We start from the raw sequence: 18,479 nt of genomic DNA on the forward strand, positions 1-18,479 counted from the left end.
TATGTACAAGGTATTTATTGTGGATGATGAACCATTCATCATTGAAGGATTGTACGATATTTTGGATTGGTCGTCATTTGATATGGAAATTGTAAGCCATGCCGGCAATGGACAGGCCGCATTAAATGCCTTGTCTGCGCAGCCTGTGGACATACTGATCACGGATATATCCATGCCATTCATGAATGGTCTGGACCTGATTCGGGAAGCAAGGCAATTGCAGCCTGACATCAAGGTGATTATTCTAAGTGGTTTTAATGAGTTTGAATATTTGAAAGAGGGCATGCAGCTGGGCATCGAAAATTACCTGCTCAAACCGATCAATGTGGAAGAACTGGAATCGACGCTTCGCAATACGGCGTCCAAGTTGGACCATACGTTGTCTCCTCAAACAGATGATGCTTATGGTGTTCAGATTCTGAAAGACAACATCCTTCATCGATGGTTGACGGGACAGATTGCCGCCACGGAATTCGAGGAACGGGCACAGTTCTTGAACCTTTCGCTGGATGCACCTGATGTTGCAGTAGCTATCTTGCGGACAAAAGGGGAAGTATCCGGCATGTTCGAGCGAGTGGAAGACATGTTGAAGGATAAGTCCTATGTGAATATATTTCATGACATCGATGGAGACATCGTCATCGTTGCCAATGTGCATGCAGGCGAGGATGAGAAAAAGAGGTTTATGGAGTGCCTTCAGGCATTATCCGCTGCGCTATGTGAGACACATCCTACTGTTTTGATTGGAGCAGGAAGTCTGATGCGTGGACTTCACCATGCTCCTGCAAGCTATCAGGAGGCGAAAAAGGCGCTCCAGTATGTGATGATCTATCCCGATCTCAAAGTGATTGATCATGCCATATTGGAGAAAGGTGGAAGCTCTGCTTCTTCCTTCTCGATCGATTGGAAGGAGTACGCGAAGCTCATTCTATCCCGCAATGCAGAGCTGCTTGCAGAGCGAATTAGGTTCGATTTTGAACAGCACCGCGATGGAGTTACTCCGGCTGAGTTGCAGAACATCGCACTGGAAGTGGTCATTCGTTTCAAGATGGAATTGGAGGGCATCAAACATTCGGATGAATCGGCTATTTACCAACGTGGGCTTCGCCTCGTATTGGACAGCGGAACCTTTGATGAGCTCGTGCAGGCGTTGCAGCAGGTTGGTACGGAGACGATTCAGTCTCTGCTTCAGGATTTAAAGAATCCAATCGTCAACCAGGTACTTCAACATATTGACAAACATTACGCAGAAGAACTTTCCCTGAAGCTTCTGGGTGCTCACTACCATCTTCATCCGGTATATTTGGGACAACTGTTCCATAAGGAGACGGGGGAGACTTTTGCCGAATATATCAATAAATACCGGATTGAACGTGCCAAGGAACAGCTGCGCAATTCGAATCTGAAAGTGCATGAGATTGCAAGGAATGTTGGCTACTGGGAGACCGGATATTTCTATAAACAGTTCCGCAAATATGTGGGGATTTCACCAACCGATTTTAAGGTTTTTGGATAATTTTCAGTGGATCACCGATTGGACCAGTGGACTGAACTAAATGAGACATTCTGGGGACAGGAGGGCATGCAGTGGGGTTGGTGCCAAATGTTACTCAGCATGTCTTTTTTATGTAAGCGATTTATTCAAATAGGTACAAATTAATGAATAGGTACTGATTTCTCTTTAATTTGTACCTCGAAATATTAAGTTTATCTTCTTTTTGAAAATGCTTTCATTCGATAAGGTTAAAGCAGTTAGTTTGTAGAGCTAAAGGGAACACGAAAAGGGAGGATCAAGGAAATGAGTAAACAAAGAAAAAGTTTTTCTCTCGTACTTGCATTGTTGATGGCGGTTACACTCGTTCTTAGCGCCTGTGGAGGAAGCAAAGATGCTTCAGAATCAGGAGAAGCAGGAGAGGCACCTGTCGAGCTGATCTGGTACACCATCGGTACCCCTCAGAAAGATGTTAATAAAGTGATGGAAGAAGTCAGCAAGTACACCAAAGAAAAAATTAATGCCACAGTAACGATGAAAATGGTTGACTGGGGTGACTATCCGCAAAAGATGCAAGTTAACGTAGCATCCGGTGAGCCAATGGACATCCTGTTCACCTCTTCAGGCGGATTCGATTATGTTCAAAATGCCAGAAAGGGCGCATTCCTAGAGCTTGATGATTTGCTCCCGAAATACGGTCAGGATCTTATTAAAACCATTGATCCTGCATTCCTGAGCGGTTCGAAAGTAGACGGACACAATTACGGAATTCCGGCCAATAAGGAGCTGCCTCAACAAGAGGTATGGCGTTTCAACAAAACGCTGCTTGATAAATACAAAATGGACATCTCCAATATTCGTACGTTGGACAGTCTGGAGCCTTTGCTCAAAACGATCAAGGAAAATGAGCCAAGCGTGACTCCATTTGGAATGGATAAAAACTTTGTTCCTTATGTTCCTTACGACTACGTCATTCAGAACTTGCCAATGGCAATCAAACTGGATACGACGGATTACAAGATTGTGAACATTCTGGATACTCCGGAAATGAAAGCAGCTCTCAAAACGATGAGCAAATACTACAAAGCTGGTTATGTATCGCCAGAGGCAGCAACAACAGGCTCCACCAATGACCTGACCACATCAGGTAACTGGTTCCTGGATCGTGCACAGACACAACCGCTCGCGGACAACCAGTGGTCAGCAAGCTACGGATACCCGGTAGTTTCCACACCAGCAAGTGACGCGATCATCACCAACACGTCTGTACAAGGTTCGATCATGGCTATCTCAGCCAACTCCGAATATCCGGAGAAAGCAATGGAGTTCCTGAACCTGTTGAATACAGATCCAGTGCTGCGCAATATGGTTGATTCCGGTATTGAGGGCGTTCACTACAAAAAAGTGGATGACACGCACATGGAAAATCTGGCTGAATCCAAGAACTATGATATGCCTTCTTACTCCCTCGGTAACAACATGTTGTTGTATCTGAACAACAATGACCCGGATAACAAATGGGATGAGTTCAAGAAGTTTAATGCAGAGGGTGTAAATTCCCCTATTCTGAGCTTTAACTTTGACTCAAGCAAGGTGTCGTCGGAACTGACAGCAGTGCAGAATGTCAAAGAGCAATACTGGGCCGCATTGATGACAGGTACGCTGGACCCAGAGAACAATTTGGAGCAAGTGATTGAGAAGTTCAATCAAGCCGGACTTGAAAAAGTGATGGCTGAAGCCCAAACCCAGCTTGATGCCTGGAGAGCGGCAAATAAGTAAGGGTAAATTCAGGGATCGGGCCGCTGCTTGTTGCGCCCGATCCTTTTTCATTCAAGCCTGAAGGAGGATCTCCATATGACCGCATTTTTGAAAAATCTGATTAGAAACCGAGTCATGCTGTTCATGGTGCTACCAGGCGCCATCTGGTTCTTCTTCTTTTCCTACTTGCCATTGGTTGGTACAGTAGCAGCATTCAAACAATATCGTTTCAGCCGCGAAGGCTTCTGGGCCAGTCTGATGAAGAGCGAATGGGTGGGTTGGGATAACTTCAAATTCCTGTTCAGCACCAACGATGCTTGGCTCATTACTCGAAACACGCTTTTTTATAACCTTGCAATTATATTTCTGGGGCTGGTATTCGCTGTAGGTTTGGCAATTCTGCTCTCGGAGCTGGTCAATAAACGATTGGCCAAATTGTATCAAACAGGTATGTTCCTGCCGTATTTCCTATCCTGGGTTATTGTCGGTTATTTCGCGTTCAGCTTCCTGAGCATGGACCGGGGGATGTTGAACCAGATTATTGGGTGGTTCGGTGTGGAACCGATTCAGTGGTATTCGGAAGCGAAGTATTGGCCGTATATCCTGGTGTTCGTAGCTTTGTGGAAAACGATCGGGTACAACAGCATTGTCTATCTTGCTTCCATTCTGGGGATTGATCGGTCGCTGTATGAGGCAGCGATGATCGATGGTGCTAATAAATGGCAGCAGATCCGCAACATTACGATTCCTTTGCTCTCACCTATCATTATTATTATGACGTTGCTGGCTGTGGGTCGCATCTTCTATGCCGACTTTGGTCTCTTCTATCAGGTTCCAAGGGATTCGGGTACGTTGTATGCCGTTACCAATGTTATTGATACGTATGTGTATCGTGGCTTGAAAACAAGTGGTGAGATTGGCATGAGTACCGCTGCCGGATTGTATCAATCCGTTGTAGGCTTCGTGCTTGTTATCATTTCCAACTATGTTGTACGCAAAATCGATAAAGATAGCAGCTTATTCTAGGACAAGGGAAAGGAGTGAACCACTGTGGCTCAAATCGTAAAAAAACGCGACTTCCATCATGTATCCAATGGCTGGAACGTCATTATGAATATTTTGGCCGGACTATTCGCTTTAATCTGTGTATTTCCTTTCGTGTTTGTAGTGATCATCTCGTTCACGGACGAGAAAGCACTGGCCCGTGACGGGTATCGACTGATTCCGAAGGAATGGAGTCTCGCAGCCTATCAGTTTGTGTGGCAGAGTGGAGACACGCTGCTGCGTGCTTATGGGGTAACCATTTTGGTGACGGTGCTGGGTACCATCATCAGTCTGATTCTAATGTCGCTGTATGCTTATGCAATTTCCCGCAAGAGTTTCCGTTATCGGAGATTTTTCTCCATATTTGCCATTCTGACCATGTTGTTCAACGGCGGGATGATTCCGACCTATATGGTCGTATCCCAACTTCTTCATTTAAAAGATAGCATATGGGCACTGGTTCTGCCGCTTGCAATGAATGCCTTCTATATCATGATCCTGCGTACGTTCTATTCAACCAGTGTGCCGGATGCAGTCATTGAATCCGCGAAAATTGATGGAGCCGGAGAATTCTATACGTTTATGAAAATTGTCATTCCATTATCACTGCCAGGGCTGGCGACAATCGGATTGTTCAGTACGCTCGGTTACTGGAACGATTGGTTCAATGCACTGTTATATATCGATAATCCCAACCTCGTACCGCTGCAATCAATGCTGATGCGGATCGAGTCCAGCATCCAGTTTATCCAGCAGAACTCGGCGAACAGCTCGATGAGTCTGGCGGCGATGCAATCCATCCCGCAGGATACTTCACGGATGGCCATGGTGGTTCTCGCCACGTTGCCGATTATTTTCGCATATCCGTTCTTCCAGCGTTACTTTGTACAAGGTCTGACGGTCGGAGCTGTCAAAGAGTAACCGAATCACTTCTATAGGGTGGAGGCGTCGAAGGATGATGATATATAAGGATAAAAGCAAATCCGTGGAAGAGCGAGTAGAACATCTGCTGAGCTTAATGACGACGGAAGAAAAGGCGGGTCAACTTATCCAGCCTTTTGGTTGGCAGACATATACGAATGATCAAGGGAACATCACGCTGAATGAATCCTTTAAGCAGCAGGTGGAAAACGGTGGCGTAGGCTCCCTGTACGGTGCACTTCGTGCAGATCCATGGACGGGTGTTACGCTTGAAAATGGACTGTCTGCCAGAGAAGGGGCAGAAGCAGTAAACCTTATTCAGCGTCATGCTGTAGAGCAGTCCAGACTGGGGATTCCCATTCTGATCGGAGAGGAATGCTCGCACGGACATATGGCGATTGATGGTACGGTCTATCCGGTTCCCCTCCTCTTGGGAAGTACCTGGAATGTGGATCTTTACCGTGACATGTGCCGGGCGGTAGCTCGCGAGACGCGTGCTCAAGGTGGTGCGGTAACGTATTCTCCGGTGCTGGATGTTGTACGTGATCCACGCTGGGGGCGTACCGAGGAATGCTTTGGCGAAGACCCGTATCTTATTGGTGAGCTAGCTGTTGCTTCCGTGCAAGGACTTCAGGGCGAGCGTTTGGACCAAGAGGATGCGGTAGCGGCTACACTGAAACACTTTGTCGGTTATGGCAGCTCGGAAGGTGGACGCAATGCGGGACCGGTGCATATGGGCTGGCGTGAGCTGCTGGAAGTAGATCTATATCCGTTCCGCAAAGCTGTTGAAGCAGGTGCTCAATCCATTATGCCGGCTTATAACGAAATCGACGGTATCCCGTGTACGGTTAATACGGAGCTGCTGGATGACGTTCTGCGAAAAGATTGGGGCTTTGACGGTCTGGTAATTACGGACTGCGGTGCCATCAACATGCTCGCAAGTGGGCATGATGTGGCGTCAGATGGATTGGAAGCATCCGTACAGGCCATTCAGGCAGGTATTGATATGGAAATGTCCGGTGAGATGTTTGGACAATATCTGGTGCAAGCGATCTCGGAAGGCAAACTTGAAATGCAAGTACTGGATCAGGCTGTCCGCCGTGTGCTGGCACTGAAATTCAAGCTGGGATTATTCGAGCAGCCTTATGTGGATGCCGATCGAGCGGCAGAAGTCATTGGCAGTGAAGAACATATTCAACTGGCACGCCAATTGGCTGCAGAAGGTGTGGTCTTGCTCAAAAATGAAGCTGCAACATTACCTCTGTCGACGGCAACAGCGGGCAGAATTGCTGTTATTGGTCCTAATGCAGACCAAGCCTACAACCAGTTGGGCGATTATACATCCCCCCAACCGAAGTCCAAAGTGGCTACGGTGCTGGATGGCATCCGCAGTAAGCTTGCTGTAAGTGAGAGTGGGCACGCAGGGGAAGGCTCAGCTGAACATTCAAATAGTGAAAATCAGGTGCTCTATGCACCGGGATGTCGCATCAAGGGTGATTCGAGAGAAGGGTTCGAGCACGCAATAGAAACTGCACGTCAGGCAGATACGGTCATCATGGTCGTTGGCGGCTCGAGTGCCCGTGATTTTGGTGAAGGAACCATCGATCTGAAGACAGGTGCTTCCAATGTGTCCGATAACTCATGGAATGACATGGAGTGTGGAGAAGGCATTGACCGCATGACGCTTGGGCTTGCAGGAGTCCAGCTGGAGCTGATTCAAGAGATTCACAAGCTTGGCAAAACACTTGTCATTGTTTATATCAACGGTCGCCCGATCACCGAGCCTTGGGTGGATGAACATGCCGATGCCATTCTGGAAGCATGGTACCCAGGCCAAGAGGGTGGGCATGCCATTGCGGACATCTTGTTCGGTGAAGTGAATCCGTCCGGTAAACTGACGATATCCATTCCGAAGCATGTGGGTCAATTACCGATTTACTATAATGGCAAACGTTCACGCGGCAAGCGTTATTTGGAAGAGGATCTGGAGCCTCGTTATCCATTCGGATATGGGCTCAGCTATACTACTTTTGATTACAGTGAGCCGAAGCTAAGTACAGAATCGATGACGGCCAACGAGACAGTCACCGTATCAGTAGAAGTCACCAATACAGGGTCTTGCAGAGGTGCAGAAGTCATTCAGATGTATGTATCCGACGTGGTTAGCCGTGTGGCACGTCCAGCCAAAGAGCTGAAGGGGTTTGAAAAAGTGATTTTGGAACCTGGAGAGACGAAGACGGTAGCCTTCCATATTGGAGCGGAGCAGCTGCAATATATCGGTCGTGATCTCACGCCTGTCGTTGAACCAGGACAATTCCATATTCATATCGGAAGACATGTGAAAGATACGCAGTTCGCCGAGCTGACGGTAGAGGAGGCGTAAGGAAATGGAACGCATCAGACGATTTATTCGCGAGTTGTCCGAACGTCAGTGGTTGGAGCAAATGGAGCTGCGCAGCTGGGACATCAGCCGCGCTTATTATAAAGTGCCAGGACAATATGAAGATCAGAAGGCTTATCCAGAAGGAGAGGGGTTGAATCGTTTCCCAAGTGATCAGGGAACGACCTATTTCTTCCGGACACGGTTGGATGTACCTGCCTCCTGGCAGAAAGAACCTTACGGACTTGTATTTGAATCCGGTGGGGAAGGCTTGCTTCGGGTGAATGGACACTCTTATCAGGGGCTGGATCGTAATCATACGTATGTAACACTTGACCCTTCACGAGTAGGGGCTCAGCCTGAACTTGAGATTGAGTTATTCGATCCGGTACCCGAGCCTGTAGATCCACTGAACCAACAAGCGGTTATTCAGCCGCCGATTACATCGATTAGCAGTTTGCTGGTGCGACCGAATGAACCTGTTCGCAGTCTGATGTACACGGTCACGATTGTGCGTGATTCCGCGGTGCTGCTGCCGGAAAGTGATTTCCGTCGTGTACGCCTGCTGGAAGCGATCTATCGGGCAATGGATCAATTTGTTGGCCTGACAGAAGAGGCTGTCAAGCAGGGGAATGACATCCACAGTATCGAAGAAAGATTGATCCATGAAGTGCGAGAGATTGGTGGAAACGCCGAAGGCTTGGAGCATATGGTAGGGCAATCGCACATTGATATTGCCTGGCTGTGGCCTGTACGTGAGACGGTGCGCAAGACCAGTCGTACATTCTCCACGGTGGATGCACTTATGAATGAATACCCGGATTATGTTTATTCCCAGAGCCAGCCTTTGCTGTACGCTTTTCTGAAGGAACATGATCCCGAACTGTATGAACGGGTAAAGAAACGCATTGCGGAAGGACGCTGGGAACTGGTTGGAGGTATGTGGGTTGAGCCGGATCTGAACATTCCGAGCGGGGAATCCCTGATTCGTCAGATGTTATATGGTCAACGCTTCTATATGGAGGAGTTCGGCAAAACATCACAGATTGAATGGCTGCCAGATACATTTGGTTATTGTGCTTCCCTGCCTCAAATTTTGAAGCATGGCAATGTGGAGTACTTCATGACGACCAAGCTCGGATGGAATGATACGAACGTATTTCCATATGATCTTTTCCACTGGGTAGGCATTGATGGTACGTCCATCCTGTCTTATCTCAATCATGGTGTTAACGAGCATACGCTGCCGAAGGATATTCATGATCATTGGCAGTCATACCGCGAGAAGGCGGCGCATCCTGAGCATATGCTTCTGTACGGGCATGGCGATGGTGGTGGCGGCGTGACGCGAGAGATGTTGGAGTACGTGGACCGTTCCGAGTTGATGGTGGGCCAACCGAAGAATGGTTATAGTACCGCCGGAGCCTTTTTTGACGGAATCGAGAAGGCACAGCCTGATCTTCCGAAGTGGCATGGCGACTTGTATCTGGAGCTTCACCGGGGTACCTATACGACCCATGGCCGCAATAAGCGCAACAATCGGAAGGCTGAGGTGCTTTATCGCGAAGCGGAGCTCTGGAACACACTTGCCCTACCGGATATGGAGCCGCAGCAGGATGCTAAAGTACGTTCGGCGCTGCATGATGGATGGAAGCTGATTTTGCTGAATCAATTCCATGATATTATCCCTGGTTCGGCCATAACAGAATCCTATGTAACGTCGGATGAGGAGTATATTCGGGTATTCGAATTGGGTAGAGAAGGACTGAATCAAGGTGTAGCTGCATTAACGAGGGGAATTAATACGCAGGGGCCAGAGGGTTCTGTTCCTTATGTTGTTTTCAACAGCCTTGGTTGGAATCGAAGTGAAGTCGTTCAACTTCATTTCCACGATGAATTGGATCGTTACGTCATCGATGAAGAAGGTCAGCGTTTGCGCATGGATCGGGAAGATGGCCAAATTTCGGTTCTAGTGACGGATATTCCAGCGTTTGGTCATAAGACGATTTGGCTCGTACCGGAAAATGCAAGGGAAACAAATGTACGGGAAATGGCGAGCATTGCTGGGCAAAAGAACTTTACAGATACATGGGAAACCGAGTATTACCATGTTCAGTTTAACGAGCTTGGCGAGATATCCCGCTTGTGGGACAAGACAGCAGAACGCGAGATTCTGAAGCCAGGTGAACGCGGCAATCAATTTCACTTTTTCCATGACCGTCCGACGCTCTGGGATGCCTGGGATATCGACAGCCGTTATGAGGCTCAGGTTGCTGGAGAAGTGGAGCTCTTGGAGAAAAAACTGGTTTTGGCAGGTACTACGAAGGACGTACTTCGTTTTCAGTGGAAGCTTCATCAGTCTGTGATTACACAGGATATGGTGTTCTATCATGACAATCGACGAATCGATTTCAAGACCCATGTAAGCTGGAATGAAGATCATAAATTGCTCAAAGTGGGCTTCCCGATCGATATAGTGACTTCCAAAGCAACCTATGAAATTCCATTTGGTGCATTGGAGCGTCCAACTCATCGCAACACGAGTTGGGAGCAGGCTCAGTATGAAGTGTGCGGACACCGCTTCGCAGATGTCGCCGAGCACGGATATGGCGTCAGTCTGCTCAATGATTGCAAATATGGATACGACGTACAGGGAAGCACGATTCGCCTTTCCTTGTTGCGTGCACCGAGATGGCCTGACCGGACTGCGGATATTGGAGAACATGATTTTACCTATTCCCTGTATCCACATGAAGGCGACTGGAGAAGTGCACATACAGTACGTCAGGCAGCCGAATTGAACCATGAAGTGCCTGTGCATCAGGTGGACCAGGACGCAGGCGTACGCCCGGCAACTGGAGCATGGATTGAATTCGATAGCAACCATGTCATCTTGGATACGGTCAAACCGGCAGAGGCAGGAAACGGTATAGTGCTCCGTTTCTATGAGTCTTCGGGCACACGTGAACGTGTGACGCTGCAATGGCCGCATGCATTTGAGCAAGCTTATCTCTCCAATGCATTGGAAGAAGCAGGCGAGCCTTTGGATAGCACCAATGGTCAGATTACATTATCTTTTAAACCTTACGAAATAAAAACCGTGCTATTACGGTAAACCTTTTTGAAATATTTTTGAGCTATGTAAGATGAATTAAAACATGTACACGATAACGGAGAGTGCAGAACCAGATGAAGAAACGGAGTATTCGCCTAAAAGCTTTCTGAAAGAAAGCTGCATCGGAAGCATACGCTATCCCCGGATTTTCCCTTTGGAGAAGGGAATCAAAAAAATCGAGAAGGGAACCAAAAAAATCTGGGGATAACAGCGATCGGAAGATGGTACTGCAATCGTAGTGTCCTAGTGTACAGTTAATGGGTTTATCTTGCTACAGCTACACCATTCAATTTGTTTAAGGAGTGCACTCATTCATGGAACAATTCAGACTACCCAAAATACCGATGCCAACTGTTGCATTGCCACAAGCCGTACAGGCTGTAATGGAAGAAGCAGAGCAGAAGCTGGCGCATCGACCGAAGCTGCTTCAACTATTCAAGAACTGTTTCCCGAATACGATTGAAACAACCACGAAATTAATGGACGACGGCACGACCTTTATCATCACTGGCGATATTCCAGCTTCTTGGCTGCGTGATTCCGTCGAGCAAGTGGTGCATTACATTCCATTTGCCAAGGAAGATCAAGACCTGCAACGCATTATAGGTGGTCTGATCAAGCGCCACATCCAGTACGTTCATATTGATCCATATGCCAACGCCTTCAACGAGACAGCGAATGATTGGCATTGGAACACCACCGACGTGACCGAGATGTCACCTTGGGTGTGGGAGCGCAAATTCGAGATTGATTCTTTGTGCTTTGTTGTGCGTCTCGCTTATTTATATTGGAAAGAAACTGAACTGACGGATATTTTCGATTCCAGCTTCAAAGCCGCCATGCGCAAAATCGTGGATTTGTTCCGGGTGGAGCAGCATCACATGGAGCAATCACCATACAGCTTTACCCGCAATAACGGCATTGCTACGGATTCAATCCGCAATAACGGACGAGGCATGCCCGTTAATTACACAGGCATGATCTGGTCCGGTTTCCGTTCCAGTGATGATGCGTGTGATTTCCATTACAACATTCCAGGCAATATGTTTGCCGTTGTTGCCCTGCGTCAGATGCAGGAGTTCGCGGAGTGGGTATTCCGGGATATGGAGTTCCTGCAGGAGCTTAAGGATCTGGAAGCGGAAGTAGATCATGGTATTCAGCTGTACGGTATTTACCGTCATCCTGAATTTGGCCCGATCTATGCTTATGAGACGGATGGTTTTGGCAACTACTGCCTGATGGATGATGCGGGTACACCGGGACTGATGTCCATTCCTTATCTTGGTTACGTCACAGCGGATGATCCGATCTATCAGAATACGAGACGTTTTGCGCTCAGCAAAGAGAATCCGTTCTATTATGAAGGCAAAGTTGCCAAAGGAATCGGCAGCCCGCATACACCGCCGGATTACATCTGGCATATGGGTCTGTCCATGCAAGGATTGACGGCCCAGTCTGCTGAAGAGAAGCTCGAAATCATTCGGATGCTGGAAGCAACGGATGCGGATACAGGATATATGCATGAAGGTTTCCATGCCGATGATCCGACGATTTTTACGAGAAAATGGTTTGCTTGGTCCAACAGCCTGTTCTCCCAGTTGGTCTATAAATCCATGAAGGATGGTTTGCTATGAGTAGCGCACAGGTGAAGAGAACCAAGTTGATTATTTTCTCTGATCCAACGTTTCCAGTGGAGGGTACTTTGCCAACGCAAGGTGCTCTTGATTCATGGAAAGCATCGGAAGAGATCATCGTTGTGGGCGCTGATGAATTGGCTTCGGCTTTGAGCACAGCGGCAGGTGAAGGGTGTTTCGTGAACCTGCATGCGCCTTATTTTCCAAAATCCGCTTGGACCGCAATTGCAGCTTTTCTTCATCAGGGCGGAAGTCTGATCAGCATTGGTGGCGCACCATTCAAACGTCCTGTTCGTCAGGAGAATGGGGCATGGATTTCCGAGTCGGAACAAACGGCGTATCATCAGGAACTTTATATTCATGAGGCGTTAAAGGTATCCGCAGCCAAAGTGGATTCACTAACTTCCTCAGAAGATATTCCACTTCTTGCAGGCAAAGAGGGACTGTTCGAGAGTGCGGATACATGGAATCTCGTACCTCATACAACCAAAACAAGCGATTTGCCACATCAGATGGGTTCCTCAGGTCCGATGAGCACGCAGATTTCTCCGCTGCTTCGCGGCCGTAGCAAGGATGGTCGCAGTATCGCTGCCCCAATCGTATTATGGGAAAACTCCCGCAGTACGTTTGCAGGTTCGCGCTGGCTGTTTGTGCATCTGCCTTTGATGGCTGCCTTCTGGGAACAGAACGGAGCAGCCGAAATGGTGAACTGGGCGCAGTATTGCGCCAAAGGTGTAACCGAGCTATCTCTGAAGCCGAACTATGCTTCGTATGAATTGGGTGAACGAGCTTCACTGATCCTCCAAACCCAAATTCTACAGCGTGCGGGTAGCAGAAGAAGTGAGCCGGAACTTTGGACGTTTGATTTAACCGTTGAACGGGAAGATCGCACAAACGGCACGGTAGAGAAGGTATGGAATCATCAACTGGAGATGGAACTTTCCGGCGAACAGCGTTTTGAACGTATTCTTCTTCCGTTTTCAATCGAGAGCGGGCTGTATCGAATCGTCGGTCGTGTTCAGGCACCGGATGGAGAAGTTCGCATACTGCGGCAGGGCTTCTGGGGTCAGGACGCAGCGTTGTTGGCAGAAGGGGAAGTCATCACACGCAGCAGAGATTATTTTATCAAAGACGGTCGTCCATTGCCTGTGGTTGGTATGACTTACATGACCTCAGACGTGGCACGGAAATTCCTGTTCCTTCCCAATGCGGATGTGTGGGATCGGGATATGGCACAGATGGCGACAGCCGGCATTAACTGGATTCGGACCGGAATCTGGACTGCCTATCGCAACATGATGCAGGTGGATGGTCACATGTCCGAGGATGTACTGCGTGCTATTGATGCGTTCCTGTTAACGGCAAAACGGCATGGTCTTCAAGTGACGTTTACCTTTTTCTCCTTTACACCCGAGACGTGGGAAGGAACAAATCCATATTTGGACCCGCAGAGTGTAGATGCACAGAAACGATTCATTCGCAGCATTGTTAGTCGTCACAGACATTCCACACATGTGGACTGGGACTTGATTAATGAACCGTCGATGTTTGATCCTGTGCGCATATTCTCCGATGGGCCACGTTCGGCAAGAGATTCATATGAACAGCAGGCGTTTATCGAGTGGCTTCAGCAGCGGCATCAGACGATTGAAGCGTTGCAGGAGGCATGGAACATGTCACCTAAACAGCTCCCTGACTTTACCGCTGCAGTCATTCCTGAACCGGAAGAGATCAATTTCGATGTACAGGACATGCACAAGGCTAAAAAAGGAACACGCTGGCTTGATTACTGTCTCTTCTCGATGGAGATGCATAATGTTTGGGCGAGAGAGCTTGTAGGCACGATCAAGGATCTTGTTCCCCATCATTTGGTTACCGTGGGGCAGGATGAAGCTCTGGGAGCACAGCGTCCTTCACCGTTCTTCTATGAGCGGGAAGTGGATTATACAACCGTGCATTCCTGGTGGCTCAACGATGACCTGATCTGGGACGGCATTTTCGCCAAAACACCACATAAACCTAATCTCATTCAGGAGACAGGCATCATGTATGTGGAAACTCCGGATGGACGGGCCAAACGTACAGAGGAAGAGCTTCATAGCATTCTGGAGCGCAAATACGCTTATGCCTTCTCAACAGGCGGAGCCGGAGCTGTGCAATGGATATGGAATACGAACTTTTATATGGATAATGCCAATGAATCTCATATTGGAGCGCTGAGAGCGGACGGTACAGAAAAACCTGAAGCCGATGTGTCTTACGATTTTGGCCGATTCATGGAGCAGATTCGAGACCTGTTTACCGATCGCGAGCTGGAGGAAATTGCGGTGGTCTTCCCGTATTCCAACGATTTCTCGAACCGTTCCCTGGCCTACGATGCAACCACAAAATTGACACGTGTGATGGCTTATGAACTGAAGCAGCCATTCCGTGCTGTATCCGAGTATCATCTGGAAGCATTGAAGCAGCAACCTCCGAAGTTGATCATGGTTCCGAGCCCGCACAACATGGACAGCGATGCCTTAAGCGAGCTATTGAACTTCGCGGAGAATGAAGGAGCTACGCTGCTTATTACTGGCCCGCTCGGGTTGGATGCTTATTGGAAGAGAAGTGATCGGGCAGACCATCTTGTTGGCCAGCGCAGTCTGGGCAACGTACAACGAGAAGAAATGCTGAATATTAACGGTGTGAATCACCGCGTCACGTATGGTCGTCGCCGTATTGCCGAGGTGGCGAAGGAAACGTTGCTTCATGCGGAGAATCATACACCTGATGAAGTAGTCGTACTACCATTAGGCAAAGGCAAGTTGATCTGGAGCCCGCTGCCGCTGGAGCTGAACGGCCGGGATGAGCCGCTGGCTGACCTGTATCGATATGCGTCAGAAGTGGCTGGTATTGAAAATGAACTTGAATGGATATCTGGCGGTGATCTGGCAGGGATTTATGGCCGGAAGCTGAGCTTCCCGAAAGGTAATCTGTACGTATTTGTATCGGAGTTCGCTTTGAATCATGAGGTGAAAGTCAGAGATACACGTACTGGAGCCATATATACGTTCCTGTTGGAGAAAAATCGCTCCGTGCTGTTTGCCACAGATGCTGCCGGACAGCTGCAAGCCGTATATCGTCCGGATGAAGTAGAGATTGTACAACAAAAGGTAGAGGGGGAATAATACAATGACCAAACCAACAAGCAAATCGAAAAGAGCGCATATTATTTCTCACACGCACTGGGATCGGGAATGGTATTTGCCGTATGAGAAACATCATATGCGATTGGTGCAACTGGTGGATGCCTTGCTGGATCAGCTCGATCAGGGGCCGGATTTTAAAAGCTTCTACCTGGACGGCCAGACGATCATCATCGATGACTATCTTCAGGTTAGACCTGATCAGAAGGAACGGCTAGAGAAGCATATTCGCGATGGCCGGATTGTCATTGGGCCTTGGTATATTTTGCAGGATGCCTTCCTGACCAGTGGTGAAGCGAACGTACGTAATATGCAGGTTGGACATCGTGATGCCAAACGATACGGAGCACCTTCAAAGATCGGATACTTCCCAGATACGTTCGGACTTGTAGGACAGACACCGCAGCTTATGCTGCAATCGGGCATCGATAATGTCTTTTTCGGGCGAGGCGTGAAGCCAACGGGCTTCAACAACATGGTGTCTGACGATGGATACGAATCCAGTTTCTCAGAGCTGATGTGGGAAGGTCCGGATGGATCTAAAGTGCTCGGTGTTTTATTTGCCAACTGGTACTCTAACGGGAATGAAGTTCCGGTGGACGAAGCTTCAGCTCGCAAGTTCTGGGAAACCAAGCTGGCTGACGCGGAGAAATATGCATCGACCAATGAATTGCTGTACATGAATGGATGTGATCACCAGCCGATTCAGAAGGATCTGCCTGAAGCCATCCGTATGGCTGAACAATTGTATCCCGATATCGAGTTTGTTCACTCCAACTTCCCGGACTATCTGTCAGCGTTGAAAGCATCTGCGGTTCAGGAGCTGTCTGTTGTAAAAGGAGAGCTGCGCAGCCAGCGTACCGATGGCTGGGGCACTTTGGTGAACACAGCTTCCGCACGCGTTTATCTGAAACAGATGAACCAACTGGGCCAATCCATGTTGGAAAAGGTGGCTGAGCCCCTGGCTTCGTTCGCGCATCTGCTAGGTCATCCATATCCGCATGATCAGTTTACCTATGCGTGGAAAACGTTGATGCAGAATCATCCGCATGACAGCATCTGTGGCTGTAGCGTAGACGAGGTGCATCGCGAGATGGTCACCCGGTTTGATAAGAGCCGTCATGTGGCTGAGGCCCTGATTGAGGATAGCACCAGCCAAATCGCTGCAGCTGTGGATACTTCAACATTTGAACGATATGGTGAGGAAGCGCGGCCTGTGGTTGTGTTTAACACTTCGGGATGGGAGCGCAGCGGTGTAGTTCAGATTGAACTGGATGCGGCCCGTTTGTACTTCCGTGATGGTTTCTCATTGGAAGATATGGCAGCCAAAATGAACGCCATTGACCTGTCAGGTCGTATTTTGGTGGATGAAGAAGGCAAACCAGTTCCGTGTACGGTAGAGGATCTGGGTCTGCAATTCGGCTATGATCTGCCTGATGATCGATTCCGTCAGCCATATAGCTGCCGTCGGGTCAGCATTACGTTTGAAGCAGAGAATGTGCCTGCACTTGGCCTGAAGACGTATGCTTTGGTCCGCATGGACAGCAATGCTGCAAATTCAAATACACTGCTGCGTGGTGAACGTGGCATGGAAAATGAATATTTTATCGTAAATATTGCAGACAATGGATCTTTTGCACTCACAGATAAACGAACAGGCCGGACGTATAAAGATCTTGGCGTGTATGAAAATGTCGGTGATATCGGCAATGAGTACATGTTCAAGCAACCGGAGAATGAAGTGGCATTGACTACGAAGGATCTTCGAGCAGAAATTCGGGTTATTGAAGATGCGCCTTACAGAGCTTCGTACGAAATTGTTCATCATTGGGAAATTCCTGAATCCGCTGACGAAACGCTTGATCGTGAGCAGCGGGAACTGATTTATTATCCACATCGTAAAGCTCAACGTTCCAAACAAATGGTTACGCTCAAGATCCGAACCATTGTGTCGTTAAGCCGCAGTGGAAAAGGCATCAAGCTCGAAACAACTTTCAACAATCAGGCGAAGGATCATCGGGTGCGGGCACTCTTCCCGACGGATCTGACATCGGCTGTTCATCACGTTGACTCGATGTTCGAAATTGCTACTCGCGATAATACGCCTGCACCGGAATGGCAGAATCCGAGCAATACCCAGCATCAGCAAAGTTTTGTTGATGTAAGCGAGGATCAGGTTGGGTTGGTTGTAGCCAATCTCGGTCTGAATGAATATGAGGTTCTTGAGGATGGGCGGAATACGATTGCCGTGACACTGCTTCGTGCCGTGGGAGAGCTTGGAGACTGGGGATTGTTCCCTACACCGGAAGCTCAGTGTCTCGGTGAGCATTCCTTCCAGATGGAGATTATCCCTCATGACGGGAACGGAGCAACCTCCGGAGCATACATTGAAGCTTACCAGTTCCAGATTCCATGGACTTTGGCTCAGACGAACGTACATCCAGGATTCCTGACGCCAAGCAACACACCTTTTGAGTGGCAAGGGGAAGGTCTTGCGTTTTCTTCACTGAAGGTGAACGAGGATTCGGGTGATCTGATGTTGCGTTGGTATAATATGGGGTCGAATACAACTGAGCTGAAGTTTGCTGCTTCTGAGTCCATCCCGCAAGCATTGGAAGATGCATATCAGAGCAACATTCTGGAAGAAGAGACAGGCAAACTGAATGATTCGGTGGTAAATGAATCTTCCGCTGCCTTGGCTAGCAAAGAATGGGCTCTTCAAGCGGGACCTTGTGAGATTGTTACGGTGGGGTTGCGTCGTTAATTTTCCAAGCGTGATTGGATCAATTCGTTGTGTAGTGTCTAACCGAAGTTCTGCGTACTGTCATGGAATGGATAATGCTTTTTCCAGCTGAAAATGTTGAGTTATTCCTCAAGTTTATATAGAATGAACAGTAGAATTATAAGCGATCGAAGGTTACCCTGCCATCATGATGGTCATCGTAAA

The 18,479-nt window shown here is 48.3% G+C and carries 10 protein-coding genes; all 10 read left to right on the forward strand.

Annotation, left to right across the window (positions count from 1 at the left end; all coding sequences use genetic code 11):
• Position 1: 1 nt before the first annotated feature.
• The 10 genes from ACR1R9_RS01580 (at position 2) to ACR1R9_RS01625 (ending at position 18,296) form a co-directional block, all read left to right on the forward strand.
• Positions 2-1,516, forward strand: coding sequence for a response regulator transcription factor (locus ACR1R9_RS01580; RefSeq protein ID WP_175381134.1), 1,515 nt, complete (start codon positions 2-4; stop codon positions 1,514-1,516).
• A gap of 282 nt (positions 1,517-1,798) precedes the next feature.
• A complete protein-coding gene (locus ACR1R9_RS01585) occupies positions 1,799-3,271 on the forward strand; it encodes an ABC transporter substrate-binding protein (protein ID WP_076290896.1) in 1,473 nt (490 codons plus the stop codon).
• A gap of 75 nt (positions 3,272-3,346) precedes the next feature.
• A complete protein-coding gene (locus ACR1R9_RS01590) occupies positions 3,347-4,276 on the forward strand; it encodes an ABC transporter permease (protein WP_076290895.1) in 930 nt (309 codons plus the stop codon).
• Between the two features lie 84 nt (positions 4,277-4,360).
• Positions 4,361-5,215: a carbohydrate ABC transporter permease gene (locus ACR1R9_RS01595; RefSeq protein ID WP_205525065.1), complete on the forward strand. Its 855-nt coding sequence runs from the start codon at positions 4,361-4,363 to the stop codon at positions 5,213-5,215.
• A gap of 34 nt (positions 5,216-5,249) precedes the next feature.
• Complete coding sequence (locus ACR1R9_RS01600; protein WP_175381135.1) at positions 5,250-7,598, forward strand: glycoside hydrolase family 3 N-terminal domain-containing protein; 2,349 nt, start codon at positions 5,250-5,252, stop codon at positions 7,596-7,598.
• A gap of 4 nt (positions 7,599-7,602) precedes the next feature.
• Complete coding sequence (locus tag ACR1R9_RS01605; protein WP_433948835.1) at positions 7,603-10,710, forward strand: alpha-mannosidase; 3,108 nt, start codon at positions 7,603-7,605, stop codon at positions 10,708-10,710.
• Positions 10,711-10,753: 43 nt separating this feature from the next.
• Positions 10,754-10,918: a hypothetical protein gene (locus ACR1R9_RS01610; RefSeq protein ID WP_175381137.1), complete on the forward strand. Its 165-nt coding sequence runs from the start codon at positions 10,754-10,756 to the stop codon at positions 10,916-10,918.
• Positions 10,919-11,024: 106 nt separating this feature from the next.
• Positions 11,025-12,344: a glycoside hydrolase family 125 protein gene (locus ACR1R9_RS01615; protein WP_175381138.1), complete on the forward strand. Its 1,320-nt coding sequence runs from the start codon at positions 11,025-11,027 to the stop codon at positions 12,342-12,344.
• Complete coding sequence (locus tag ACR1R9_RS01620) at positions 12,341-15,514, forward strand: beta-galactosidase (RefSeq protein ID WP_433921881.1); 3,174 nt, start codon at positions 12,341-12,343, stop codon at positions 15,512-15,514. Before ACR1R9_RS01615 ends, ACR1R9_RS01620 begins: the two co-directional genes overlap by 4 nt.
• Positions 15,515-15,518: 4 nt before the next feature.
• Positions 15,519-18,296, forward strand: coding sequence for an alpha-mannosidase (locus tag ACR1R9_RS01625; protein WP_433921880.1), 2,778 nt, complete (start codon positions 15,519-15,521; stop codon positions 18,294-18,296).
• Positions 18,297-18,479: the final 183 nt, after the last annotated feature.

Origin of the sequence: Paenibacillus taichungensis, from assembly GCF_050994985.1 — a bacterium.
In the GTDB taxonomy this organism is placed as follows: domain Bacteria; phylum Bacillota; class Bacilli; order Paenibacillales; family Paenibacillaceae; genus Paenibacillus; species Paenibacillus taichungensis.

Bases quoted from the DNA above. Each gene is read 5' to 3' on its own strand.
- ACR1R9_RS01595 (WP_205525065.1), top strand. From the start codon at position 4,361: ATGAATATTTTGGCCGGACTATTCGCTTTAATCTGTGTATTTCCTTTC.
- ACR1R9_RS01625 (WP_433921880.1), top strand. From the start codon at position 15,519: ATGACCAAACCAACAAGCAAATCGAAAAGAGCGCATATTATTTCTCAC.
- ACR1R9_RS01620 (WP_433921881.1), top strand. From the start codon at position 12,341: ATGAGTAGCGCACAGGTGAAGAGAACCAAGTTGATTATTTTCTCTGAT.
- ACR1R9_RS01605 (WP_433948835.1), top strand. From the start codon at position 7,603: ATGGAACGCATCAGACGATTTATTCGCGAGTTGTCCGAACGTCAGTGG.
- ACR1R9_RS01615 (WP_175381138.1), top strand. From the start codon at position 11,025: ATGGAACAATTCAGACTACCCAAAATACCGATGCCAACTGTTGCATTG.
- ACR1R9_RS01580 (WP_175381134.1), top strand. From the start codon at position 2: ATGTACAAGGTATTTATTGTGGATGATGAACCATTCATCATTGAAGGA.
- ACR1R9_RS01600 (WP_175381135.1), top strand. From the start codon at position 5,250: ATGATGATATATAAGGATAAAAGCAAATCCGTGGAAGAGCGAGTAGAA.
- ACR1R9_RS01590 (WP_076290895.1), top strand. From the start codon at position 3,347: ATGACCGCATTTTTGAAAAATCTGATTAGAAACCGAGTCATGCTGTTC.
- ACR1R9_RS01585 (WP_076290896.1), top strand. From the start codon at position 1,799: ATGAGTAAACAAAGAAAAAGTTTTTCTCTCGTACTTGCATTGTTGATG.
- ACR1R9_RS01610 (WP_175381137.1), top strand. From the start codon at position 10,754: ATGTACACGATAACGGAGAGTGCAGAACCAGATGAAGAAACGGAGTAT.